This window comes from Deinococcus sp. QL22 (assembly GCF_023370075.1).
Classification (GTDB): Bacteria; Deinococcota; Deinococci; order Deinococcales; family Deinococcaceae; genus Deinococcus.
In genome coordinates this window covers 2,071,456-2,094,256 of the sequence record NZ_CP097149.1, presented here as the reverse complement: position 1 = coordinate 2,094,256, position 22,801 = coordinate 2,071,456, and the positions used below count along the sequence as shown (strand labels likewise).

Annotated in this window: 26 protein-coding genes and 3 tRNA genes; 17 read left to right on the top strand and 12 right to left on the bottom strand. The window is 62.2% G+C overall.

Translation table 11 applies throughout. The features are described 5' to 3' along the window. Positions 1 to 12 precede the first annotated feature (12 nt). Positions 13 to 1,488, bottom strand: coding sequence for a carboxylesterase/lipase family protein (locus tag M1R55_RS10510; protein WP_249391719.1), 1,476 nt, complete (start codon positions 1,486 to 1,488; stop codon positions 13 to 15). A 121-nt stretch (positions 1,489 to 1,609) separates the two neighbouring features. Next, the gene (locus M1R55_RS10505) at positions 1,610 to 2,341 is read right to left on the bottom strand and encodes an EAL domain-containing protein (protein ID WP_249391718.1); all 732 of its coding nucleotides are present in this window, start codon (positions 2,339 to 2,341) and stop codon (positions 1,610 to 1,612) included. Positions 2,342 to 2,553: 212 nt separating this feature from the next. Here M1R55_RS10505 and paaI point away from each other — a divergent pair, with 212 nt between their 5' ends. Further along, positions 2,554 to 2,949 carry a hydroxyphenylacetyl-CoA thioesterase PaaI gene (gene paaI, locus M1R55_RS10500; protein WP_249391717.1) on the top strand — a complete coding sequence of 132 codons (396 nt, stop codon included), beginning with the start codon at positions 2,554 to 2,556 and terminating at the stop codon, positions 2,947 to 2,949. A 96-nt stretch (positions 2,950 to 3,045) separates the two neighbouring features. Continuing rightward, the gene (locus tag M1R55_RS10495; protein WP_249391716.1) at positions 3,046 to 3,615 is read left to right on the top strand and encodes a single-stranded DNA-binding protein; all 570 of its coding nucleotides are present in this window, start codon (positions 3,046 to 3,048) and stop codon (positions 3,613 to 3,615) included. A gap of 103 nt (positions 3,616 to 3,718) precedes the next feature. On the opposite strand, the gene M1R55_RS10490 is transcribed toward M1R55_RS10495, so the two are convergent. After that, positions 3,719 to 4,192: a hypothetical protein gene (locus M1R55_RS10490; protein WP_249391715.1), complete on the bottom strand. Its 474-nt coding sequence runs from the start codon at positions 4,190 to 4,192 to the stop codon at positions 3,719 to 3,721. 441 nt (positions 4,193 to 4,633) lie between these two features. Further along, positions 4,634 to 5,227 carry a metallophosphoesterase gene (locus M1R55_RS10485; protein ID WP_249394192.1) on the bottom strand — a complete coding sequence of 198 codons (594 nt, stop codon included), beginning with the start codon at positions 5,225 to 5,227 and terminating at the stop codon, positions 4,634 to 4,636. A gap of 279 nt (positions 5,228 to 5,506) precedes the next feature. On the opposite strand from M1R55_RS10485, the gene M1R55_RS10480 reads away from it, so the two are divergent. The 3 genes from M1R55_RS10480 to M1R55_RS10470 all read left to right on the top strand — a co-directional run bounded on the left by M1R55_RS10480 (position 5,507) and on the right by M1R55_RS10470 (position 7,484). Beyond that, positions 5,507 to 6,052: a GNAT family N-acetyltransferase gene (locus tag M1R55_RS10480; RefSeq protein WP_249391714.1), complete on the top strand. Its 546-nt coding sequence runs from the start codon at positions 5,507 to 5,509 to the stop codon at positions 6,050 to 6,052. A gap of 120 nt (positions 6,053 to 6,172) precedes the next feature. Continuing rightward, positions 6,173 to 7,072, top strand: a complete 900-nt coding sequence (gene rocF / locus M1R55_RS10475; protein WP_249391713.1) for an arginase — start codon at positions 6,173 to 6,175, stop codon at positions 7,070 to 7,072. Positions 7,073 to 7,265: 193 nt separating this feature from the next. Continuing rightward, a complete protein-coding gene (locus tag M1R55_RS10470; protein WP_249391712.1) occupies positions 7,266 to 7,484 on the top strand; it encodes a hypothetical protein in 219 nt (72 codons plus the stop codon). Between the two features lie 166 nt (positions 7,485 to 7,650). Here the strand turns inward: M1R55_RS10470 and M1R55_RS10465 are convergent. The 3 genes from M1R55_RS10465 to M1R55_RS10455 all read right to left on the bottom strand — a co-directional run bounded on the left by M1R55_RS10465 (position 7,651) and on the right by M1R55_RS10455 (position 8,673). Continuing rightward, positions 7,651 to 7,727: transfer RNA gene (locus tag M1R55_RS10465), tRNA-Met, on the bottom strand. 85 nt (positions 7,728 to 7,812) lie between these two features. After that, positions 7,813 to 7,888 (bottom strand) — tRNA-Ala (locus M1R55_RS10460). Positions 7,889 to 7,989: 101 nt separating this feature from the next. Continuing rightward, a complete protein-coding gene (locus tag M1R55_RS10455; RefSeq protein ID WP_249391711.1) occupies positions 7,990 to 8,673 on the bottom strand; it encodes a TrmB family transcriptional regulator in 684 nt (227 codons plus the stop codon). Between the two features lie 251 nt (positions 8,674 to 8,924). On the opposite strand from M1R55_RS10455, the gene M1R55_RS10450 reads away from it, so the two are divergent. The 7 genes from M1R55_RS10450 (at position 8,925) to M1R55_RS10420 (ending at position 13,903) form a co-directional block, all read left to right on the top strand. Continuing rightward, positions 8,925 to 9,605, top strand: coding sequence for an urease subunit gamma (locus M1R55_RS10450; protein ID WP_249391710.1), 681 nt, complete (start codon positions 8,925 to 8,927; stop codon positions 9,603 to 9,605). Further along, on the top strand, positions 9,602 to 11,308 hold the full coding sequence (ureC, locus tag M1R55_RS10445) for an urease subunit alpha (RefSeq protein ID WP_249391709.1): 1,707 nt from the start codon (positions 9,602 to 9,604) through the stop codon (positions 11,306 to 11,308). Before M1R55_RS10450 ends, ureC begins: the two co-directional genes overlap by 4 nt. A gap of 13 nt (positions 11,309 to 11,321) precedes the next feature. After that, positions 11,322 to 11,762 carry a hypothetical protein gene (locus M1R55_RS10440; protein ID WP_249391708.1) on the top strand — a complete coding sequence of 147 codons (441 nt, stop codon included), beginning with the start codon at positions 11,322 to 11,324 and terminating at the stop codon, positions 11,760 to 11,762. A gap of 4 nt (positions 11,763 to 11,766) precedes the next feature. Then, positions 11,767 to 12,108, top strand: a complete 342-nt coding sequence (locus M1R55_RS10435) for a hydrogenase maturation nickel metallochaperone HypA (protein ID WP_249391707.1) — start codon at positions 11,767 to 11,769, stop codon at positions 12,106 to 12,108. 24 nt (positions 12,109 to 12,132) lie between these two features. Beyond that, a complete protein-coding gene (gene hypB, locus M1R55_RS10430; protein WP_249391706.1) occupies positions 12,133 to 12,795 on the top strand; it encodes a hydrogenase nickel incorporation protein HypB in 663 nt (220 codons plus the stop codon). Positions 12,796 to 12,881: 86 nt separating this feature from the next. Beyond that, entirely contained in the window at positions 12,882 to 13,262 is a 381-nt protein-coding gene (locus M1R55_RS10425) for an urease accessory protein UreE (protein WP_249391705.1), read from the top strand. Then, on the top strand, positions 13,259 to 13,903 hold the full coding sequence (locus M1R55_RS10420; protein ID WP_249391704.1) for an urease accessory protein UreF: 645 nt from the start codon (positions 13,259 to 13,261) through the stop codon (positions 13,901 to 13,903). The genes M1R55_RS10425 and M1R55_RS10420 overlap by 4 nt, the downstream gene beginning before the upstream one ends. Before the next feature lie 18 nt (positions 13,904 to 13,921). Here M1R55_RS10420 and M1R55_RS10415 read toward each other — a convergent pair whose 3' ends face one another. Continuing rightward, positions 13,922 to 14,407 (bottom strand): DinB family protein, encoded by a 486-nt coding sequence (locus tag M1R55_RS10415; RefSeq protein ID WP_249391703.1) that lies wholly within the window; start codon positions 14,405 to 14,407, stop codon positions 13,922 to 13,924. Positions 14,408 to 14,557: 150 nt separating this feature from the next. Here M1R55_RS10415 and ureG point away from each other — a divergent pair, with 150 nt between their 5' ends. Continuing rightward, a complete protein-coding gene (gene ureG, locus M1R55_RS10410; RefSeq protein WP_249391702.1) occupies positions 14,558 to 15,229 on the top strand; it encodes an urease accessory protein UreG in 672 nt (223 codons plus the stop codon). After that, positions 15,226 to 16,026: an urease accessory protein UreD gene (locus M1R55_RS10405; protein ID WP_249391701.1), complete on the top strand. Its 801-nt coding sequence runs from the start codon at positions 15,226 to 15,228 to the stop codon at positions 16,024 to 16,026. Before ureG ends, M1R55_RS10405 begins: the two co-directional genes overlap by 4 nt. A 65-nt stretch (positions 16,027 to 16,091) precedes the next feature. On the opposite strand, the gene M1R55_RS10400 is transcribed toward M1R55_RS10405, so the two are convergent. Next, positions 16,092 to 17,810: a diguanylate cyclase gene (locus M1R55_RS10400; protein WP_249391700.1), complete on the bottom strand. Its 1,719-nt coding sequence runs from the start codon at positions 17,808 to 17,810 to the stop codon at positions 16,092 to 16,094. A gap of 117 nt (positions 17,811 to 17,927) precedes the next feature. Continuing rightward, on the bottom strand, positions 17,928 to 19,613 hold the full coding sequence (locus tag M1R55_RS10395) for an adenine deaminase C-terminal domain-containing protein (protein ID WP_249391699.1): 1,686 nt from the start codon (positions 19,611 to 19,613) through the stop codon (positions 17,928 to 17,930). A gap of 103 nt (positions 19,614 to 19,716) precedes the next feature. On the opposite strand from M1R55_RS10395, the gene plsY reads away from it, so the two are divergent. Both plsY and M1R55_RS10385 read left to right on the top strand, forming a co-directional pair. Next, positions 19,717 to 20,307 carry a glycerol-3-phosphate 1-O-acyltransferase PlsY gene (gene plsY, locus M1R55_RS10390; protein ID WP_249391698.1) on the top strand — a complete coding sequence of 197 codons (591 nt, stop codon included), beginning with the start codon at positions 19,717 to 19,719 and terminating at the stop codon, positions 20,305 to 20,307. A gap of 123 nt (positions 20,308 to 20,430) precedes the next feature. Continuing rightward, positions 20,431 to 20,754, top strand: coding sequence for a hypothetical protein (locus M1R55_RS10385; protein ID WP_249391697.1), 324 nt, complete (start codon positions 20,431 to 20,433; stop codon positions 20,752 to 20,754). A gap of 4 nt (positions 20,755 to 20,758) precedes the next feature. Here M1R55_RS10385 and M1R55_RS10380 read toward each other — a convergent pair whose 3' ends face one another. Beyond that, positions 20,759 to 21,247 (bottom strand): AAA family ATPase, encoded by a 489-nt coding sequence (locus tag M1R55_RS10380; RefSeq protein ID WP_249391696.1) that lies wholly within the window; start codon positions 21,245 to 21,247, stop codon positions 20,759 to 20,761. Positions 21,248 to 21,529: 282 nt separating this feature from the next. On the opposite strand from M1R55_RS10380, the gene M1R55_RS10375 reads away from it, so the two are divergent. Then, the gene (locus tag M1R55_RS10375) at positions 21,530 to 22,552 is read left to right on the top strand and encodes an aspartate-semialdehyde dehydrogenase (protein WP_249394191.1); all 1,023 of its coding nucleotides are present in this window, start codon (positions 21,530 to 21,532) and stop codon (positions 22,550 to 22,552) included. 112 nt (positions 22,553 to 22,664) lie between these two features. On the opposite strand, the gene M1R55_RS10370 is transcribed toward M1R55_RS10375, so the two are convergent. Further along, positions 22,665 to 22,754 (bottom strand) — tRNA-Ser (locus tag M1R55_RS10370). Positions 22,755 to 22,801 lie beyond the last annotated feature (47 nt).

Genomic DNA, 22,801 nt, shown 5'->3' with positions numbered 1-22,801 from the left:
AACATGTGTCAGCTACGGCATCGGCACCACTTGGTCTCCCCACAAGGTGCGGCGCTTCCGCTCAGCTTCAGATTCCACACTCAGGCCAGCGAGCGACAACACATTCACGTTGGGATCTTCGGCGCTGCCGGGCTGCCAATCGGGGCCGGGGTTGCCTTCCCGCACAAAATTCAGCCATGCGGTATGCATCCGCTCAGACAGCGCCGCACGTTGGCGAACTTGCCCACCGCGCATCAGGGTCGACGACAATCCCATGGGGCGCGGCCACAGGAACAGCAGTTCCATGCCGTGCGTTGCGCCGAGGCCCGCGACTTTGGTTCCCCAGTCCAGGCGGTAGCGCCAGTGTGGGGCCGGATGCGCGTCGGCCAGCACGTCGTTTGGAGTATGAAAGAACAGATCGGTTCCCAATGCCGTCAGGCCTTCCAGAGTGTCGGGATAGGCCGACAGCAGCCTCAGCACCCACTCCGGCGAGGCTTCCTGTTCCAGCTTGTGGGCCAGATAGGTGCGGTCTATCTTCTGAAAAATGCGGTCTGGCAGGCGCACGAACAGCGAATATTCCTCGCGGTTGGCTCCGATCAGCAGCGGTATGGGGGCCAGTGGACGGGCCAGCAGTTCGGCGCGGGTGGCAGGCAGCAGCACGCCGTCAAGGAAGGGGCGGGAATTCAGGCTGCGTTTCCGCACGCCTTCCAGAGTGTGCAGCGCGGCCACGAACGCACGGGGCGGCAGTGTCCAGAGTGAATTCAGATTGTCGCGGCGTACACCCAGAGCGTTGGCATAGGCGCGGGCAATGTCCAGACTGTTCTCCAGATCGCTGACCTGATTCAACCCGCCGCTTTGCAAAATGGCACCAGCCAGCAACGGCGCAGTGGGCGCGTGCCCCAGCAACAGCGACACACCCGCCGCCCCCGCCGATTGCCCCGCCGCTGTAATTCTGGCCGGATCGCCGCCAAAGGCCGAGATATTGGCATGCACCCAGCGCAACGCCGCCACCTGATCCTGAAACCCGGCATTGGGCGCAAATCGGTCATCGGCAAACAGGCTGCCAAAGTTCGCGTAGCCCAGGGGCCCCAGGCGGTAATTGACAGTCACGACGACAATTTCTCCGCGTGCAGACAACTCGCGGCCATCGTACAGACGGCCACTGCCTGCCCGGAATGCGCCGCCGTGCAGCCAGAACAGCACCGGCCATCCCCCGGCGGGTGCGGAGCGGGCAGGCGTCCAGATATTCAGCAGCAGACTGCCCTCTACCGATGGTGTCAGCGTGACCGAGGGGTCAAGCGGTTGCAGGACATCGGGGCCAAAGGAATGGGTTTCCCGCACCCCAGCCCACCCCGTATGCGGCTGCGGTGGCCGGAAGCGTAGAGAACCTGCCGCCTGAGCCGCGTAGGGAATGCCCAGCCACGCCCAACTCTGGCCCTCACCAACTGATTTGCCGCGCACCCAGCCCGCCTCCGTTTCGCGCAGCAGGGGGTCAGGGAGGCCAGTCATACGGAGTCAATCTAGCGTGCGCCACACCCACAGCAGCCGGGGCTTGACCTTTCCCCAAGTTCAGCGGCGAACCGGCCCCACCACCTTAGACCCTTGACCCTTAGACAACCCACCCCGCCCCTCAGTCCACCGCCACACTCGCCACCCAATCGGCACTCAGGCAGGCCGAGAACACATGGTCGGGTACGGGCGGCAGGGCTTCGAAGGCGGGCCGCGCAAAGTAGTAGCCCTGCATATAGGTGATGCCCAGCGACAGTAGACAGCGGGCTTCTTCCACGGTTTCCACACCCTCGGCAATGATCATCAGGCCCACTTTGGCGGCAAATTGGGCCAAATGATCCACCAAGCTAGAGCGCCAATGATCCTGATCCAGGCTACGAATAACGGCCATATCCACCTTCACGATGTCGGGACGCAGCGCCAAGAGCAGACCAGCGGTGGCGTGTCCCGCGCCGTAATCGTCCAGAGCCGTGACAAAACCGTAGCCCCGATAAGCGTCGATAATGCGGCGCACACGGGCCTCGTTCAACACAGATTCATGCTCGGTAATCTCAAAAATCAGGCGCTCTAATGGAAAGCCCACTTCCTGCGCCGTTTGGAGGGTGGCGCGAATACAGGTAGCAGGCTCATAGACAGCGTTTGGCAAAAAGTTAATAGAAAGCCGCGTTTGCATTCCTAACCGGGCCGCCGCACGAATAGCAGTGACGCGGCAAGTCTGATCAAAGTGATACATATTTTCTGACGTGACTTGATCGAAGACCCACGCCGCAGGTTCCCCGTGTGGCCCGCGAACAAGTGCCTCGTAGGCAAACACTTCACGTGTGAGAACATTAACAATAGGCTGAAATGCCATACTTAATTGAAGGGCCTGCCCAGGTAAAACCAAACAAGCCGCGCACTTATCCTCAAAATTGCTCAAAGACATGACTGACCAAACACCGACATAGAAAACAGCATAACGTCAAATAACTCAGGCGGTGCATGAAGTCTGCCTTTAATTGAAGGGGGCACACCCTGACTCGTAATGCCGAGCTATGAGCTGTGCGGAAAGCTTAGTCTGCATGAATGACTTACGCTGCCACTCTGGGAATGACCATATTGCAAGCTAAGCCGCAGCGCACGCACCTGGCGCTGACGGTATCGGGCGCGGGCCTGAACATGCACGGAACGGCGCACGGCGGCCTGTTGTTCAGCCTTGCGGATGAGGCTTTTGCCGTGATCAGCAACCTGGAGGCGCAGGCGGTGGCCGTAGAAACCCACCTGAGTTTTTTCCGTGCCGCGCGAGAAGGCGACGTGCTGCACGCCATTGCCACGCCAGAACGGGTAGGCCGCACCTTGGCGACGTACCGGGTAGAACTGCGGCGGGACGACCCCACAGATGGCGAACTTTTGGCCCTGTTTCTGGGCACGGTATCGCGGCGGGCGCGGGACACCAGTACAGACGAACCGTCCAGCTCTTGAGGGGCCAACACCCAAGCGGAATGTTCGCTTCACCTCTGGCATTTCCGCCCTAGCCATGTTATGTTATTTACGTAGTTAGCTATCTCAGGAGGTCTTATGTTGCATATTGAATTCATTACCGATCTGGGTGCGCGGGTCACGGTAGACGTGGACAGCGCCGACAAATTGCTGGATGTTCAGCGCCAATACGGACGCCTGGGCTGGACGAGCGGCGAGTTGCCGTCGGGCGGCTACCAGTTTCCCTTCGACAATGAGTCCGACTTTGATTGGACGCTGTTGGGCGCACGCAAATACACCACGCCCGAAGGCGAGGAAATGGTGTACCACAAAGGGCATGGCTACCGCCGCCGCGAACTGGAACCCGTAGACAGCCGCAAAATGAAACTGCCCGCCGCCGTGAAGTACAGCCGGGGAGCCAAAAACAGCGACCCAGACCATGTCCGCGAAAAAGCCGACGGCGAATTTGAATACGTGACACTGGCGATTTTCCGGGGAGGCCGCCGCCAGGACCGCTACGCCGTTCCCGGAGGCGCAACCAGCGGCGCACCCCGCACAGCCGCAGCACCCGCCCAGGCAGCGCCGCAGCGTCCCCGGCCAACTGCGGCTGCCGCGCCAAGAGCCAATGCACCAGCAGTCGCCGTAGTTGAGGAAGAAACGCCGTTTTGACGAACAGATTTAGGTTCGTAGCCTGACCTGTAAAAAACAGCAACACACCAGCAGAGGGGGCAACCCCTCTTTTTGCTGTTTGTCCGTCCTAGACCCTCGACTCTTAGACGCCCTCCCTCTGCTCCGCCCCCACGAGCACTGCCCGCACATCGGCAGGCTGCCAACCTTCGGGCTTCAGTTGCTTGCCATCGGCGCGTTTGGGGCCAGTGGTTTTGGTCAGGTTGGCCCGGTGAACTTCGGTAAAAATAGCGTCGGCATCCACCCCCAGCGCGTCTAGTGCGCCGTAGGTGACGTACAGCAGGTCGGCCAATTCATGTGCCAGCGGTGCGAGGTCTAGTGCTTCGGCAGTGTTTAGGCGGGTCTTCAACGACTCAAATTCCTGCTGCACTTCGGCCCATTCCTCGGCAATCAGGGTGCGGCGCAGGGCCAGCAACTCGGGGGACGGCACGGTGGGCACACTGGGCAAGTTCAAGCCGATAGCGCGGTGAAATTCGCGCAACTTGGCGGCGTTGGAAAGAGGCACGGCGGGCGCAGGTACTTTGGACGAGGAGGCAGCATCCGAGGGTGATCTGGACATAGGGCCGATGCTACCCGCCCGCTGCCCCGCAGAGTGAAGAGCAGCGGCTTGGGAACGACTGCGGAAGCAATGGAGAGCCACAATAAAAATCAGGAGCCGCTGAGGACTCCTGTAAAGGTACTGTTTGTGGCGGGTAGCGGGACTCGAACCCACCTACGCGGCCTACTTCCGGCCCGCTCGCGCGCCCGTTGGTACAGAGGTGGGCGTCTCCCTCCGGCCCTTAGTCTGTCAAGACTGTTCTGTGCAGAGCGAACACTACAAGGAACTCATCGCTCAGGGCCGTGAACAAGTATAGGGGTCAATTGTCAGTGTTACATGTGCCGAATGTACAGACGCCTTAAGCTATTTGGCCCACCAGTGGGGGTGTTCTGCGGGGGTGCCAGATCAGCTTAAGGGCGCGAACGGCATCTAAGGTTCAAGGGTTTAAGTAGGGCCTGTCACTTAGAGCTCTAACAATCTGTAGCCGTAGACATTGACCACTTTCGAGCCACTTTCCTCGTCGGTGTAATCCTGTTTCTTGCCCTCGTACTCGTGGATGTGGCCGTGAACCACCAAGCGGGGATGACGCTGGCGAATAAAGCGCGAAATAGAATCGCAGCCCCGGTGCGCGTAATCGAGCCCCGCGTGTGGCCCCTGCGGCGGCGCGTGCGTCAGCATAATGTCCACGCCGCGCCTGGCCCGCCACGCCAGCATTCCCAGTCCGACCCGGCCTTCGGTGGCGGTGTACTGGCCCGCACCGTCTTTGCGGTAGCGGGGAGCGCCGCCCCAACCCGCAATTTTCAGGCCTGCTTCTTCCACCACGCGCCCATGTGCGCTGATGACCCCACGCGGTGGAATGCGCCCGTCGCCCTCGTTCACGTACTCGTTTTCGTGGTTGCCGTGCACGTACACGATGGGCACAGTCAGGGTACTCGCCAGAAATTCGAGGTAATACCCCGGCAAATCTCCGGCGGCCAGCACCAGATCTACGGACGGCGCACCCTGCGGAAAGCCTTCCCGGTACACGAACGGATGCACGTAATCGGCCAGCAACATCAGGCGCTTGGTGGGCGCGGCAGACACCAGAGGCGTCGTTTGCGGGCTTGCCGTCTCGCCGGGCGGAGTGAAAGGGGTGGGGGTGGGCGTATCAATCATGAAAAAATGGGGTCAAACGGGGCGGTATGGGGAACAACCGTAGAAAGAAGAACGCCGCGCAGAAGCGGAGGCTGAATTGCTGTTCTTTGGAGTTTAGCGCCGAATAGCCCCTCGCAGGCCCAAGCATCTAGCCGGGATAAAGGCTAGACGAGGGACGAACCCAGCCAGTACCCTCGGATGATGCACGTTCTGAACACTCCACGCCTGTTCCTTACGCCTCTGACCCGCGCCCTGATGTGGCGGCGGATGTCGGCGGAAGGCAAAGCTGGGTTTGAGGCAGCTGTAGACGGCCCGGATGGGAAGGTGACCGTGCAGTTGCCCGGTGAGTGGCCCGGCGACTTTTTGCCCATGTTAGCGGTTCTGCTGGCAGGCGGAGCTGACGTGGTGGACGGGGCTTATGTGGCCGTTGAACGCGCCAGCCTGACCGCTGTGGGGCAACTGAGCACCAAAGGCTGGCCCGACAAGCACGGGGCCATAGAAATCGGCTACGGTCTGACCCCGCAGGCGCAGGGGCGCGGGCTGGCAACGGAGGCGGTGGGAGCGCTGCTGGCCTCCCTAGAAGCCCGCCCAGACGTGAACACCGTGACCGCACAGACCCTACCCAGCAATCTTGCCAGCCAACGGGTGCTGACCAAACTGAACTTCGAGCGCACCGCCCAAGCGTGGGACACGGAAGACGGTGATCTGTGGGTATGGACTTGGCGCCGCCGGCCACTCCACACGTAGGCTCATGAATATACACCTGAATATTCAGTCCCTGCGTCCTGCACCTCATTCAGCCCCAGGTGCCGAAAATATTGTTGCAGACGCAAGGCATAGTCCCTGCCAGGCTCTAAGCTGGTCTGTATGAATGTGTCTATTTTGGGTATTCCGATGGATTTGGGCGCGGGTCGCCGGGGTGTGGACATGGGCGCTTCAGCCCTGCGTAATGCTCACCTGTCGCGCACGCTGCGCGAGTTGGGGCACACGGTTCACGACCTCGGAGACGTGCCAGTCGCCATTCCCGAAGCGATGGACAAACACATCGAAAGCGGATTGGTGTTTCTAGACCCGATTGTGCAGGCTTGCCGCACCACTGCCGAGCGCTTGGCGGCCCTGCCAGACGACGTGTTTCCGCTGACATTGGGCGGTGATCATTCGGTCAGCATGGGCACAGTCACGGGCAATGCGCTGCGCGGAAACGCGGCAGGCACGCGCATGGGCCTGATCTGGGTAGACGCGCATACCGACTACAACACGCCCAGTAGCAGTCCCAGCGGCAATATTCATGGGATGCCGGTGGCGCACCTGACCGGGCAGGGCGATCCCAACTTGGTGGGCTTGGGCGGCGGTTGGAACCTGCGCCCCGAAGACATCGTGATGATCGGCATTCGCAGCGTAGACCGATTCGAACGTGACTTGCTGCGCGAGGCCGGAATCAAGGCCTACACCATGAAAGATGTAGACCAATTGGGCATCACGCGGATTGTGGCAGAGACGCAGGAGCGCCTCTCGGATACGGCCCGTCTCCACGTCTCCTTCGACGCCGACGCCCTCGATCCCAGCGTGGCCCCTGGCGTGGGCACCCCTGTTCCCGGCGGCCTGACCTACCGCGAAGGCCACCTGCTGATGGAACTCCTATCGGATTCGGGCCGCGTGACCAGCATGGATATCGTAGAGGTCAATCCCGTGCTGGACGTGCGGAACCAGACCGCCGAGGTGATGGTGAGCATGGCGGCGAGCCTGCTGGGGCAACGGATTTTGTAGGAGCAGCCAGCCTCTGCAATTCCAATCTCTTGAACTCCCGCTTAGCAGAATGTGGGGGTTTTTTATATGCTTCCCTCCCTCTCTTGAGACCGAAGAATGGCTTAACCGATTCGGCCCGGCACCTTTGGCGCGGTGGGTCAGGCCTATACACAAAGCCACCATAAAGTATGCGCATCTGGACAGCCCCAAAGCTGTGCAGCACAACGCCGAGCGGGGGCTCAAGCTGCGCGAGCAACCCAGCTTTGCCAGCACCAGAGTAGGCGAAGCGACAGCCAAAGTGCTGGCCGCAGGGGGCGCGGTAACCACCGGAAAAGCACGGCATATCGCCCGCTATTGTCTCTGTCATGCCCACGACAGCCTAGACCAGACCGGAAAAGCAGCAAGTTGGGGCGGGGCCACATTGCTCGGCTAATACGGGGCGAAGACGCGGGCCAGACTTGAAATATCGGAACCCCAGAACTGCTAGAAAGAGAGGCAGGGGAAAGGAGTAGGCAACAAACGATCACTGCCAGCCGAGCCGAATGCAGGTGCTTGGTACAAACACAAAAAACCCCGTCTATGACGAGGTTTAAAGGTCTTGGTGGCGATGCGCGGACTTGAACCGCGGACCTAACGATTATGAGTCGTTCGCTCTAACCAGCTGAGCTACATCGCCTTGGGGTGGTGCCGACTGCCATTCTAGCAGGGACAATCATTTCGGTAGGGATAAAAGGTGCCCCGCTGTTGGGCGGGGCCGACTTTGGTGGAGCTGAGCGGGATCGAACCGCTGACCTTCTGAATGCCATTCAGACGCGCTCCCAGCTGCGCCACAGCCCCTCACCGTATTCTCTTGCTCGCCTCTTGTGCCGCTCTCAAGGCTCAGCTAGGTTAACAGCGAGTCCTCAACTTGTCAACCACTGGCGTAAACCGCATTCCGCCTAGGGCGCAGGCGGCGCAGAAACCCTGTGCTGAGCGGCCAAACGCACGTAGCCCTCGATCAGGTGGATGATGACCGGATTGTGGGTATGCACGCCGTGCGCGTCACCGACACCGCCCTCTTCTATAAAGTGCGCCACCAGCGCCGCCTCGCCGTCGCGGGCCAACAAGAAGGCCTGTTGTCCGGCGGCGGCAATGCTGGGCAGGGCGGTCAGAACCGTACGGTGAAGCTCGACGCCGCGTGGAGTCAGGCGCTCTAGGCGGTCGGCCAGCACCGCGTCTCCAGCCATGTAGACGCTGCGGCGGGCATTCAGGGTCAAGTCTTCGCACAGGCTGCGAATGGCAGCCTCGCCGTACAGGTGATACACGGCTTCGGGGGCTGGATCGGGGGCAAGGCGAGACAGATCACGGTCTAGGGCACTGAGGCGGTCATCGAAGGATCGGCGCGAGCGGGCCAAATACTCACGGGCGCTGAGGGGGGCGTATTCCAGCGGATTCTGGCCCACTTTGGCCGCCAGCCCACGCCCCTCCAAGCGTTCCAGCGTTTCGTAAATCTTGGGGCGAGGAATGCCCGCTTGCCGCGCAACACGGGCAGGCACAGCCCGGCCCAGCGCCAGCAACGCGGTATAGGCGCGGGCCTCGTATTCGGTCAGGCCCAACGCTTGGAGGTGAATCACGGCGCTCATCTGAGAGTCAGCATAAAGGATGGCGGCGACCTACACCCGACACGAACGCAGACAGGTTGTAGGGGAAGCCAGTTTGATCTTTGAGCGTATGCAACATGTCTGCCAGATGAAATACAACAAGTTGCAGAAATGGTGCATTGCTCTGCATCGTCACCAATTGGCTGCATCCTGCTTAGAAACACGGCAACAAGATGCAGGCGCGGCGGCATAAGCTGACGTCTACAGACTTATTTTTCCCAAGGAGAGCCTGCGTGAAACTGACCGAACGCGAACGCGACAAACTGTTGATTTTTACGGCGGCTGAAGTGGCCCGCAGGCGCAGGGCACGTGGCCTGAAACTCAACCATCCGGAAGCGGTGGCCTACATCACAGCGGAAGTGTTGGAAGGCATCCGCGACGGGCGGCGCGTGGAAGACCTGATGGGCTGGGGCACGACGCTGCTGACGCCGGATGACGTGATGGACGGCGTGCCCGACCTGATCCACGATATTCAGGTGGAAGGCACTTTCCCTGACGGCACCAAGTTGGTGACCATTCATGACCCGATTCGCGGCGGCAGGAGTGCGGTGGTGGCGGGGGAATATTTGTTGGAAGACGGCGAAATCGAGTTGAACGCGGGCAAACCCGTGACCGTGCTGATGGTGGCTAACACCGCCGACCGCCCGATTCAGGTGGGCAGCCATTTTCATTTTTTTGAGGTGAACGCCGCCCTCAGCTTTGACCGGGCCGCCGCGTATGGCATGCGCCTGAACATTCCGGCTGGAACCGCTGTGCGCTTTGAACCCGGCGAGGAACGGGAAGTGGAAGCCGTGCCACTGGGCGGAACCCGCACCGTGTACGGCATGAACGCACTGGTGAGCGGCGACTTGGAAGAGCAGCGGGAGGGGGCGCCGGAGCGGGCCAAATCGGGCGGATTCAGGGGGGCAGAATGAAGATTTCCCGCAAGGCCTACGCCGACCTGTACGGCCCCACCACCGGAGACCGGGTGCGGCTGGGCGACACGCAACTGCTGATTGAAATTGAGCGCGACCTGACTACCTACGGGGAAGAAGTGAAATTTGGCGGCGGCAAGGTCATTCGTGACGGCCTCGGCCAGAGCAGCACCGCCACCCGCAGCGACCCGAATGTGCCGGATCTGGTGATTACCAACGCCATTCTTCTGGATCACTGGGGCGTCATCAAGGCCGATGTGGGCGTGAAGAATGGGCGTATTAACGCGATTGGCAAGGCAGGCAATCCGGGGACGCAGGACGGCGTCACGGCGGGCTTGACCATCGGGGCCAGCACCGAAATTATTGCGGGTGAGGGCCACATTCTGACGGCGGGCGGCGTGGATACCCATATTCATTTCATTGCGCCGCAGCAGTGTTGGACGGCGCTGGAATCGGGGGTGACCACCATGATCGGTGGCGGCACCGGACCGACGGCGGGTACAAGCGCCACCACCTGCACGCCGGGTGAATGGCACCTGCACCGCATGTTGGAGGCGTTAGACGGCCTGCCGCTTAACTTTGGGCTGCTGGGCAAGGGCAACGCCAGCACGCAGGAACCGCTGGCTGAGCAGATTCGGGCCGGAGCGCTGGGCCTGAAGCTGCACGAGGACTGGGGCACCACGCCCGCCGCCATCCACGCCGCCCTCAGTGTGGCCGAGGAATTTGATGTGCAGGTCGCCATCCACACCGATACCCTGAATGAATCGGGCTTTGTGGAAGACAGCATCCGGGCCTTCGCGGGCCGCACCATTCACACCTTTCATACCGAGGGTGCAGGCGGCGGCCACGCGCCCGACATCATCCGGGTGGCGGGCCTGCCCAACGTGTTGCCGTCCAGCACGAATCCCACCATGCCGTTTACGGTCAATACCATCCACGAGCATCTGGATATGCTGATGGTCTGTCACCACCTCAGCCCGCGCATTCCCGAAGACGTGAGCTTTGCCGAGAGCCGGATTCGGCCCGAAACCATTGCCGCCGAAGACGTGCTGCACGACCTGGGCGTTTTTTCGATGATGAGCAGCGATTCTCAGGCGATGGGGCGGGTGGGCGAGGTGATTACCCGGACGTGGCAGACAGCGCACAAGATGAAGCTTCAGCGCGGCGCACTCGCTCCAGACGGGCGGGCCGACAACTTCCGCGCCCGGCGCTATATCGCCAAATACACCATCAATCCAGCCATTGCACACGGCATCGCCCACGAAGTCGGCAGCATCGAAGTGGGCAAACTGGCCGATCTGGTGCTGTGGAACCCGGCCTTTTTCGGCGCAAAAACGGCCATGATCATCAAGGGCGGTCTGGTGGTGGCCGCGCAGATGGGCGACGCCAACGCCAGTATTCCCACGCCGCAGCCCGTGTATCCGCGCCCCATGTTTGCCGCGCACGGGGGCGGAATGGACGCCACCTGCCTGCATTTCGTGTCGGGCATCAGTCTGGAACTAGGCAATCTGCCGGATGTGGGCCGCCGCTACAGCGCCGTAGCCAACACGCGCACCATCGGCAAAAAAGACATGATTCTGAATGCTGGAACGCCGCAGATAGACGTGAATCCCGAAACCTATGAAGTGCGCGTAGACGGCGAACTGGCAACGTGTGAACCGCTGGACGAACTGCCGCTGGCGCAGAAGTATTTCCTGTTCTGAGGTAAACAAACACATGTCTATTTTTACTGAGCAAGAATTAAACCTACTGGCCCACAGTGCCCATCACAGTCCCCGCCTTGTCGAATGGCTGGAGCGAGTCGTTGTGGAAGGGCCGGGAGACTACGACTGGATGCTGACCGCCGAAGGTTTCTATACGAATGACCAGATTCCATTGTTTGAAAACATCCTGGCGGAAATAGAGGATCAGGGAACGATCTATCCGGCGACCTTTGTGGCTGTGCCTGTCCTCTGTCAATTACCGGAGCGTTTTCCTCAGCAAGATCATTCGGTGTTGCTGGAAACACTCGATAGGCTTGAAGAGGCAAGGGCCGTCGGGAATTTTCATGGAGCGGCTGTTCCTGACACCATTCTCGATAAGTACGTCCAGGCTCTGGCTGATCTCAAGGAGAGTGCGGCTGACCCTGAATCTCCCCTCTCTGGCAGCCTGACCTGAGCCCATGCACGAAGCTTCCATCGCCCTTTCCCTGATTGCCGTTGCGACCGAAACCATGCTGGAACACGGCGGCGGGCGCGTTTCGGCGCTGACGGTGCGGATCGGGCAATGGTCGGCAGTGGTGCCGGAGGCGTTGCAGGCCGCCTTTCCCGCCGCTGCCGAGGGGACGCCACTAGAGGGCGCATGCCTGAGCATCGTGTTTGTGCCGGGTGTCGGAGACTGCCCCACGCACGGCCCCGTCGAATTGGAGTTGCGGCGCGGCCTGCGCTGCCCGGTCTGCGATTTGCCCACGCCCACGCTGCTTCAGGGCGATGAACTGGAGTTGGACGAGCTGGAACTGGACTGACTGGAATTGGACTGAAGGAGAACTATGACTGTGATGACTCCCCGAATCGTGGCCGTGCGCCAGAACATCCTGAAGGACAATGACCGTGTGGCCGCCGAAAACCGCCGCACCTTTGCCGAGGCTGGCGTGCGGGCCATCAACCTGGTGTCCAGCCCCGGCGCGGGCAAAACGGCGCTGCTGGAGCGGACGTTGCAAGACCTGCGGAGGCAAATCGGGATGGCAGTGGCAGTAGGCGACCTCGCCACCGACAACGACGCGGCCCGGCTGAGGCAGTGGGGCGCACAGGCCGAACAGATCGTTACCGGAACCATTTGCCACCTTGACGCCAGCATGGTGCAGACCATCCTCCCGCACTTCGATTTGGCCGCGCTGGACGTACTGTTCCTGGAAAACGTGGGCAATCTGGTTTGCCCCAGCTCCTACGATCTGGGCGAGGCGGCAAGAGTGGTGTTGATTTCGACCACCGAGGGCGAGGACAAGCCGCTGAAATATCCGACCATGTTCAATACCGCCGACGTGGTGGTGATCACCAAAATGGACATTGCCGAGGCGGTGGAATTTGACCTGAGCCTCTGCCGCGAGAACATAGACCGCGCCCGGCCCGGCGTGCGGGTGATCGAGCTGAGCAGCAAACGGGGCGTGGGGCTGGAGCCCTGGTTTGAGTTTGTGCGGGGCGAGCAGCCCTGACCCGCCTGACCGGATTACGCCGCAAGGTGTTGGCGAGCGAGGAAGCCGAATTGGCGGCAGCTTCAGTTCACACCGTTGCCGTGCCGATGACTGCCCTGGACCGCCGCCGGGTGCGCCGCCGCCTGACCGCCCCAGACGGCGTGGAACTGAAACTGGCTTTTGCTACAGGCACCATTTTGGTTCCCGGAAGCGTACTGGACAGCATCGGCGGCGTAACCTACGTGGTGGCCGCCGCGCCGGAAGAGGTGGCCGCCGTTGCCCCGCGCAGCATGGCCGAGGCCGCCAGAGTCGCGCACGCGGTGGGCAACTTGCACCGCGATTTCGTAGAGGCTGAGTTGGAAGACCAGGTGGTGTTTCTGGTGCTGTGGGACGCGCCGATAGAACTGCTGCTGACCCGGTTGGGCGTGCCGTTTTTCCGCCAGACCCGGCCCTTCTTGGGGCGCAGCAGTTGGGAGCATGAAGCGTGAGTCTGCTGAGGCTCCTGCAACTCTCCGATTCAGCCTTTCCCACCGGAGCGTATGCCTTCAGCGACGGCCTGGAAACCCTGACGGTGCGAGGCGAGATTCGCACAGCCACAGACCTCAACGCCTTCCTGTGCGGGCAATTGGCACACGGCTGGGGAAGGCAGGACGCGCCCGCCTGCGCCCTGGCCTGGGCCGCCACGCCCGCTGAACTGGTCGATCTGGACGCGCTCTTGACCCATCTGAAGCTGGTACAGGGGCCGCGTGAAGCCAGCCTGCGCGTCGGGGCCAACTTGCGCCGCGCCGCGCTGCACCTCTGGCCGCAGGAGTTGGCTGACTTGCCCGTTACGCGCCACCACGCCACCAGTTTTGGGGTCATTTCCGCCGCGCTGGGTGTGACTCAGGCCGATGCGGTGGCCGCGTATGTCAGTGCGTGGCTCCTGGGGCGCGTGACTTCGGCCACCCGGCTGATGAAACTGGGCGGGCTGGACGCGCAACGGGCCGCACGGCTGGCAGAGGACGCAGCGCAGGCCTGCATTGAGGCCGCGCTGCACGCCACGCCTGATGATCTGGGCGGCTTCTCTCCGCTTCTCGATATTGCCGCCAGTGAGCAGGCAGGGCTAGAGAGTCGGCTGTTTCAGACGTAAGTTTCAGCGCACGGTAACTCAGCGCACGTAGAACGGTGGCGGCTCGATTCCCAACGCCCGCAGATACACGTAGCCCTGCCCCCGGTGATGCACCTCGTTGTCGATCATGTAAAAAGCGGCAGCGGTGGCTGTCTGGCGGCCAAAAGGCAAGTCTTTTTCGGTGGTCAGAAGCACGGACGACGTGCCGGGAAGCTCGGCATCCAGGCGGGCGGTCAGTGCGTCCCACTCGGCCAGCAGCGCCGTGCGTTCCTGCGGCTTTGGCTCGCGGCTCATGGTTTCCGCGCCCCATTGATCGGTGTGCAGCGCATTCATCAGGTAAGTAGAGATCGTCACCACTTCCCACGCCAGCACGCCAAACGGACGCATTCCGCCCACGCTAAAGCTAAACAGTTGATCTTCGGGGAACGCCTCGATGACGCGGCGGGTGAGACGGCGGTGGCCCTGCCAGTGGGCCAGTAAGGTTGTGGGCGTCAGCAACGTGGGAGCAGATTCGGTCTGGGTCATAGAGCCTCCTGAGGGGAACAGCTTCGGTCAAACGTGTCTTTGGTCACAGGGTAGACCATCAACCACAGTTTGTCTACAGATGAATTTTGAGCGTGATTACGTTCCTATCAAACCAGAACAGCGCCGCCAGAATGCGCCAAACTGGGCGGTGTGACCCTCTCCCCTGCTCCCCTCAAAATTGGTGTCGGTGGCCCGGTGGGTTCGGGCAAAACGGCGCTGCTGGAAGTGCTGTGCCGCACGTTGCGGGAGCGTTATGCCCTGGCCGTGATCACCAACGACATCTACACCTTCGAGGATCAGCGCATCCTGACCGCTGCCGCCGCGCTGCCCGCCGAACGCATCCGGGGCGTGCAGACGGGCGGCTGCCCCCACACCGCCATCCGCGAGGACACGTCGCTGAATCAGGAGGCGGTGGAGTCACTGGAAACCGATTTTCCGGGCGTAGAACTGATTTTTATAGAGTCGGGCGGCGACAATCTGGCGTCCAGTTTTTCACCGGAACTGGTGGACGCCTGGCTGTTCGTGTTAGACGTATCGGGCGGAGAGAAAGTGCCGCGCAAGGGTGGCCCCGGCGTCCGGCATTCCGACTTGCTCGTTATCAATAAAATTGACCTCGCGCCGTATGTGGGGGCCGATTTGCGCGTGATGGACGCCGATGCACGCGCGCAGAGAACGGTTGGCGATGCAGTGAGGCCGTATGTGTTTACCGACCTGAAACGCGGGCTGGGTGTGGCCGAAGTCATCGCGTGGATCGAACACGATCTGCTGTTCAAAGATGTTGCGCCTCCCAGGATTGGCCTACAGGTCAGCCGCTCAGAATGACTCTCGGCCAACGCACCCGCACCGGCCTGCTGCACCTGACTTTTGAAGAACGGCGGGGCAAAACCGTGCTGACCCGCGACCTGCAAAAAGCGCCGCTGATGATTATTCGGCCCTTCGAACTCCCATGCGGCACGCTGATGGTGTTTGTGGTCAACCCCACCGGGGGCGTTCTGGGCGGCGACCACAGCGAAATCGTGGCCGAGGTGGGCGCAGGCGCACAGACTTTGATCCTGACGCAGTCGGCCACACGGCTTCAGCCTTCGCCGTCTGGGGCGGTGGCGACGCAGCACATCCGATTTACGGTGGCGGCAGGTGGGCGGCTGGAATACTACCCGGAGCGTACCTTGCCCTTCGCGGGCAGCGCCTTTCATCAGACTGTGCGGGCCGACCTGGAAGACGGCGCAGAGTTGGGCCTGAGCGAAACACTGTCCTCTGGGCGCGTGCACATGGGCGAGCGGTTGGCCTTTGCCGAATACCGCAGCCGTGTAGAAGTGTGGCGCGGCGGCGAGCGGCTGTATCTGGATCAGGTGAAGGTGGAACCGGGCCAACACACCCGCGCCCCCGGCATCTGGAGTGAGTGGGACTACGCGGCCAGCGGCGTGTGGGTGGGCAGTGGAGAAGTGAGCGACTGGCCCGCCCTGCCCGGTCAACTGGCCTGCGGATACACGGCAGGCGGCGCAGTGTGGCTCCGTGCGGCAGCGGCGCGGGGGCCAGAGCTTGACCGGGCGCTGAGTACGGCGCGGGAAGGTCTGAGGGCGCAACTGTTCGGGGCGCGGCCTTTACAGATACGGCGCTGAATTGGGGGCAGCCACTTCAGGGCGTCTGCGGGTCTAGGACTGAGGATATGAGCAATCTAGCACCCCTACAACAACGTCGGCCCACCGAGTTCATCGGCCAGCCAGACCCGCCCCTTTTCGCGCTTTTTGCCCCTCAGCAGGGCAGTATCGGCACGCAAGAGCAGCAGGTGAGACGCCTCTTCGATCTCTTCTAACTTGGAGGGGGCGGCCACAGTCTGATCATAAAAGACCAGTCCCGCCGTCGCGCCCAATTGATGCGGGACATCGTTGACCGTCATGGGCCGCCGCACGATAGCCTGCATGATTCCCTCGACGCGCAACCGCACGGCCTCGCGGGTCGCGCCGTGCACGATCAGGGCAAATTCGTCGCCGCCCAGCCGCCCAAGGGTATCTCCTACCCGCGCCGCACTCAGCAGACTGGCGCCTACAGCATGCAGCACCTCGTCGCCCACCGCATGACCATACGTGTCGTTCACAGCCTTAAATCCGTCCAGATCAAGGATGACGACCCCCAATTCTCCGGCGTGGGGATTGGTGGCCTTGCGGCGCAAATCCTCGCTGAGTTGGGCCAATAAACTGGCGCGGTTACGAAGACCGGTCAGGGCGTCGGTGGTGGCCTGGCGCTGCAGGGCGGCAAACGGCTGGGTGGCGCTAAAGGCCAGCGGCCACGCGATCAGGGCGCTCAGCACGGCCATCACCGCGATAATGATCAGGTGTTGTTGGAACACGCCGTTCAGTTCTCCGGTAAAGTCGGACTCGGGCGCGTAGACGCCGACCACCCAACTGATGCCCGGCTGCACCTCCACGCGGCGCAGTACGGCAGCGTAAGGTTCTGTGCCCACCAGATAGCGCCGCGTCACCTCGCTGCTGAGGCCTTCTTCTCCCTCTAAGCGCGGCAGACCGCCGCCGTCCAGCAGGGCATGCAGGGCTGGATCGCCCACTTCGGTAAGGGCAGGCACCCGCCCCTGAATTTTGCGCGGCCACGCCCGAGACGCGGCGATAGCGTTCCCATCTGTATCGGTAATAAAGGCCCGGCCACGCGGCGTAAATTTCACCTGCTCCAACATGTGCGTCAGGCCACTGAGCTGCATATCGACCCCGACCACCATCAGGCGGCCATCTAGTCCTTGCTGGGCCGCCGCAACCGTAATGCCGGGCAGCTGCGAGGAGGCAAAGACGTAAGGTGCAGTCCAGACCATTTGACCGGGGCGCGAAGTCGCCAGCATGTACCAAGGCCGCGTACGGGGGTCATAGGAGTCGGCGGGCGTGGTCTGAGAAGTGACGCGGCCCGCCGCATCGAGGTAGGTGATGGTGGTACAGCGTTGCGGCACAGGCTCAATGACCTTGAAGTAGCGCCCCGTTCCGTCCCGGCGCACAAACACAAATCGGCCATCCGGCTGCCCCAACAGCACCGCGTCAAGCTGCGGGGTGGCCTCCAGCAAAGTGCCGAAGGTCAGGCCCAGTGCGCCGGAATCGGCGGTATTGGTCTGGCCGGAAGCGATCATCGTGGTGGTAATCCGCACGATCTGAACTGCCGTTTGCAGGTAAGCGCGGGCATTGTCCCCGGTTACACGCACCAGTTGTTGCAGGCTTTGGCGGGCCTGTGCCTGCACGACGGCCTCACCGCCGCGCCGATTGGCCCAAAGCACTCCCGTGACCGTACCAACCTGGATCAGCAACAAGGCCAGCAAAATGAGAAAGCGAGTCCATGAAAAAGCGCGTGACGCTTGGGCAGGCGTCAGAACAGTCGTGCTGCGATCAGGTTTGGAAACGGTGAATGCCATACGAATGTAGAAAACCTCACGCCATTTTAGATACTCCAACAACACAAACAACTCACAAAATTTCTGTTCGGAGACTCGTCTAGCCTGCTGTAAGCGAAAAAATTAGACTTCTCTCGTTCATTTATCCTCATTCGCTGCCAACATCTGCCAAGCTCCTACATCCAGCAGGCCGCGTGGCGTGAGTTTCAGGGCCGGAATAACGGTCAGGCCCAGAAAGCTGAGGGTGGTGACCGGGTACGGCAAGGTGCAGCCCAGAGCCTGAGCCGCCGCCGTGATCTGGCCCAGCCCTGCTGCTGCCGCGTGAGGATCGGCGTCGGTCATCAGGCCTGCATAGGGCAACGGCAACGAGGCCTGCACCTGCCCGCCCGATACCACGACCACGCCGCCGCCCAACGCCTCCAGCGCCGCGCCCGCTGCACGAATGTCGGCGTCGGTGCCTCCCAAAAAAGCGGCGTTGTGGGCGTCGTGCAAGACACTGATTCCCAACGTCCCCCCGGTTAATCCCGTGCCGGACGTCCAGCAGGTGCTGTGTGCGGTCTGACCGGGCTGGGCGCGTCCGTAGCGGTCAGCCACCACCAGCCGGGTGTCGCCGCTGCCGGGTGCGCCCATGCCCGTCGTGATCTGATCGGGCCGCACCTGCATGACCGGCCAGTGGCCAGGAACCTCGAAGGTGGCGGTGCTCCAGCCTGCGCCCAGATTCACGCCTCCGCCCGGCAACGGCGGCGTTCCCGTTCCGGCCCGCGCCTCCTGCCCGCCCACAAAGGTGTCCAGTACCTCAAAGCCTGCTAAGTCTTTGAGCAACACAAAGTCGGCGTGGTAGCCCGGCGCGACTAGGCCGGAGTCGTGCAGGCCCCAGTATTCGGCGGGGTTGCAGGTGACCAGGGCCACCGCGTCGGCGGGATGCAGGCCGCCTGTCACGCACATTCGCAGCAGGCGATCCAGGTGACCCAGTTCCAGCAGCTCGTCCACGCTCACATCGTCGCTGACCAACATGACGCGGCGCGGGCCTTCCTTCAGCACGGGCAGCAGAGCCGCCAGATTGCGGGCCGCCGAACCCTCGCGCACCATCAGCCACAGGCCCGCCCGCAGGCGCTCGCGGGCTTCTTCCGGGGTGGTGGCCTCGTGGTCGGAGTGCAGGCCCGCCGCCGCGTAGGCGTGCAGGTCGCGCCCCCCCACCCCCGATGCGTGGCCGTCCATGCGCCGCCCCGTCCTATGCCCCGCTTCCAGTACGTCCCACACGCCCGGATCGGCATTCAGTACGCCCGGATAGTTCATCATTTCGGCCAGCCCCAGCACGCCGGGCAGGGCCAGCATCTCGGCAATCTGGGCGGCCCCTACCACCGCTCCGCCCTGTTCGAATTCGCTGGCAGGCACGCACGACGGTGCAGAGGCCCACACGCGCAGGCCAGAGCTTCGGCCCGCCTCCAGCATCCAGCCCAACCCCGCCGCGCCCACCACGTTCACCAGTTCGTGTGGCTCGGCCACGATGCCTGTCGTGCCGCGTGGCAGCACCGCCCGCGCAAAGCCCGCCGGGGTCAGCAGGCTGGATTCGATATGAACGTGGCCGTCTATGAAACCGGGGGCCAGATATGCCCCGCGTGCCTCAATGACCCGCGCCGCGCCGTACCCCGGCCCAAAGGCGGCGATTCGGCCCTCTGCGATCACCACATCGGCCCCGAAGACTTCGCGTGTGGCGGGCTGCACCACCGACGCGCCGCGAATGACCAGATCGCCGTCTTCCTGGCCGCGTGCCACCCGCACCAGCCGTTGCCTCTGCTCTACCGTCAGCGCCGCCGCAATCATGGGGCAGTGTACTGACTCTGGAACCCAGCCGGGGCACACCGAACTCGGTCACCTTGTCAACCCAAGCGCGGCTTCCAAAGAAAGGCGGCGTACAATTCTGGGCGTGACTCTGACTGCGGTTCTGGCTGTCCTGATTTCTTACGCGCTCGGTTCGCTTCCGGCAGCGGCTTGGTTGGCCCGCGCACGCGGCATAGACATTCGCACGGTAGGCAGCGGCAACAGCGGCGCAACCAACATGATGCGGGCGGCAGGCAAAGGCCCAGCAGTGGCCGTGGCGACGTTTGACGTCCTGAAGGGCGTACTGGTGATCTGGATAGCGCGTTGGCTGGGACTCGGTGAAAACGTGGCGGCCCTGTGCGGGATCGCTGCCGTCATCGGCCACAATTTCAGCCCGTTTTTGCAGTTCCGGGGCGGCAAGGGCGCGGCCACCACCTTCGGCGTGATGGTGTCGCTGGTTCCGGTGGTGGGCATCGGCACAGCAGTTATTTTTCTGACGACGGTGTGGCTCACGCGCCTGGTATCGGCAGGGAGCATTCTGGGCGTCATCGCGGGAACCTTGGTGGCTGTGGTCACGGGCCAAAGTGTGTGGCTGTGCCTGGCCATAGCTGCGCTGTCGGCCCTGCTGATCTACCAACACCGCGACAACATCGGGCGGCTGACGAGCGGGAACGAGCGGCGGTTGGGGGAAAAATAGGGCTGTGTGGGCAGGCGAACCCCCAGTTCATCTCCCTCACTGACCCGTTGCGCTATTCTGTAGGGGTCACACAACTGACATATTGCCCGGACGGTGGTCAGCCCGCCCGGCCCGGAGTGGTTCATGCCCGCCAGAATCCGCATTTACGGCAAGGAAGCGACCTTTACGCAGGGCCACTGGTCTTGCGAAGACGACAGCCTGCTCGCCATGTTAGAAGCCCTTGCAGACCCCCGCGCCAACACCGAGGAACAGGAGCAGTTGCACGCGCTGTACGCCGCTGGGCGCTTTGGCGGGGCGGTGGCGACTGCCGAGGGCCAGTGGAAAACTGCCCCGCACCCCGAAGCCGAGATCAAGCTGGAAGATTTTGCACCCGCCACGCCGCGCAGTACGCCGGAAAGCCTGGCAAACAAGGCCGGATGGCTGGGATTTTTAAAGCGCAAGAAATAGCGATTCAGCGTTCTGAGTCAGTCACCAACGCAGCAAGTTGATCCGCGATCTGCTGCACGCTCAGGTCAGAGGTCTTGATTTCTAGCGTGGCCCGCGCCCTCAACAGCGGCTCTACCCAGTTCAGGTGCTGCACAATCTGTTCCCGCTCGGCTTCCGTTTTGCCATACGGATTGTTGGTGCGGGCCGCAATCCGCTCCAGCATGACTTCTGGGGGTGCACTCAGCAGCACGATCTGGTCGAAGTATGGGTAGAACTGGCCCTGATTGGACTTGCAGCCCGACAAGAACAGTGCGGTACCGTGTGGGGCGCTGAGCAACTCCTCTATTCGGTCTGCCCGCCAAATCCAGTCGGTTTCCGCCGCTTCGCCCTCTGTCTGCCATTCGCACCACTCATCGGAATCGGTGTCTATGGCGGCAAATCCACGCGCCGCCAATGCCTCTATCACCGACGATTTGCCCGTGCCCGACATGCCCGTAATCAGGATGCGCCTCATGGGATGCACTTTATGGGGATGCACCGCATGGCGCGAGTGTACCGACCCACCCCCCTAGCCCGCCCGCTTGACCTGCACCCGCCGGGCCGCTACCGTTGAACCATGCGTTGCCCCACCCCTCAGACCATCAGCACTCCGGGAACTCCTACCCCCTGAGCGGCGGTCTGCTGGATTGTTCAAGCCAACAGCACCGCCCCGCGAAGAGTCGTCGGGCGGTTTTTTTTGGAGAGCGAGAAGACGTGTGCAAGACTTTTTTTCTGGGAGGATAGACCTATGAGCGGACTGAAAGTAGCGATCGTTGGAGCCACGGGCGCAGTTGGACACGAGTTGATGAAGGTGCTGGAGAACAGCACGCTGGACTTTAGCGAGTTGCAACTGTACGCCTCGCCCCGTTCGGCGGGCCTGAAATTGCCCTTTAAGGGCCAGGAATTGACGGTGCAGGCCACTCCGGAGGGCGCAATCGACGCCGATGTGATTCTGGCTTCGGCGGGCGGCAGCATCAGCAAGGCGTTGGCCCCGGCGTGGGTGGCGGGCGGCGCACTGGTCATCGACAACTCCAGCGCCTTTCGCTACGACGCAGACGTGCCTCTGGTCGTGCCCGAGGTGAATGGGGAAGCCGCGCTGGGGCACAAGGGCATCATCGCCAACCCGAACTGCACCACCGCCATTGCTGTGGTCGCCGTTGCGCCGCTACACCGCAAGTACGGCGTCAAGCGCATGATCGTTTCTACGTATCAGGCCACCAGCGGGGCAGGCCAGAAGGGAATGGAAGAACTGCTGGAGCAGACGCATATGCAGCTGCACGGCAAGGAAGCCACCGCCAGCGTGTTTGCCCACCCGATTCCTTTCAACGTGATTCCGCACATCGACGCCTTTCAGGACAACGGCTACACCAAAGAGGAAATGAAGGTGGCCTGGGAAACCCGCAAGATTCTGGGCGACGAGAGCCTGATCATCTCCTGTACTGCTGTGCGGATTCCCACGCTCCGCACGCATAGTGAGGCCATTACGCTGGAGCTGGAGCGCCCCGCCACGCCCGACGAAGCCCGCGAACTGTTGCGGAGCGCCGCCGGAGTGGAAGTGCGCGACGACCCCGAAGCCAAGCTGTACCCCATGCCCCTCACCGCCAGCGGCAAATACGACGTGGAAGTGGGCCGAATCCGCGCAAGCCTCGTGTTTGAAGGCGGCCTGGAATTGTTCGTGGCAGGCGACCAATTGCTGAAGGGAGCGGCTCTGAACGCCGTGCAGATCGCGGAGTATTTGCAGGAGCAGGGAGCGCTGAAGCCGAGAGCAGGCGCAGTGTAAGGCCTAGGCAGTGGCTAGACTTGTTCTTCTCGCCTCAGCCCAAAGAACCAAATACAAAGTGCCCCCGACATCATCTGTCAGGGGCACTTTGCTTCCAATGCTGGACTTCTTTTGGCGAAGAGGGTGGGATTCGAACCCACGATACAGTTGCCCGTACTTCAGTTTTCGAGACTGACCCATTCAACCACTCTGGCACCTCTCCGCACTGCCGCCGGGACACATGGCCCCACAAGCAAGAGGGAGTTTACC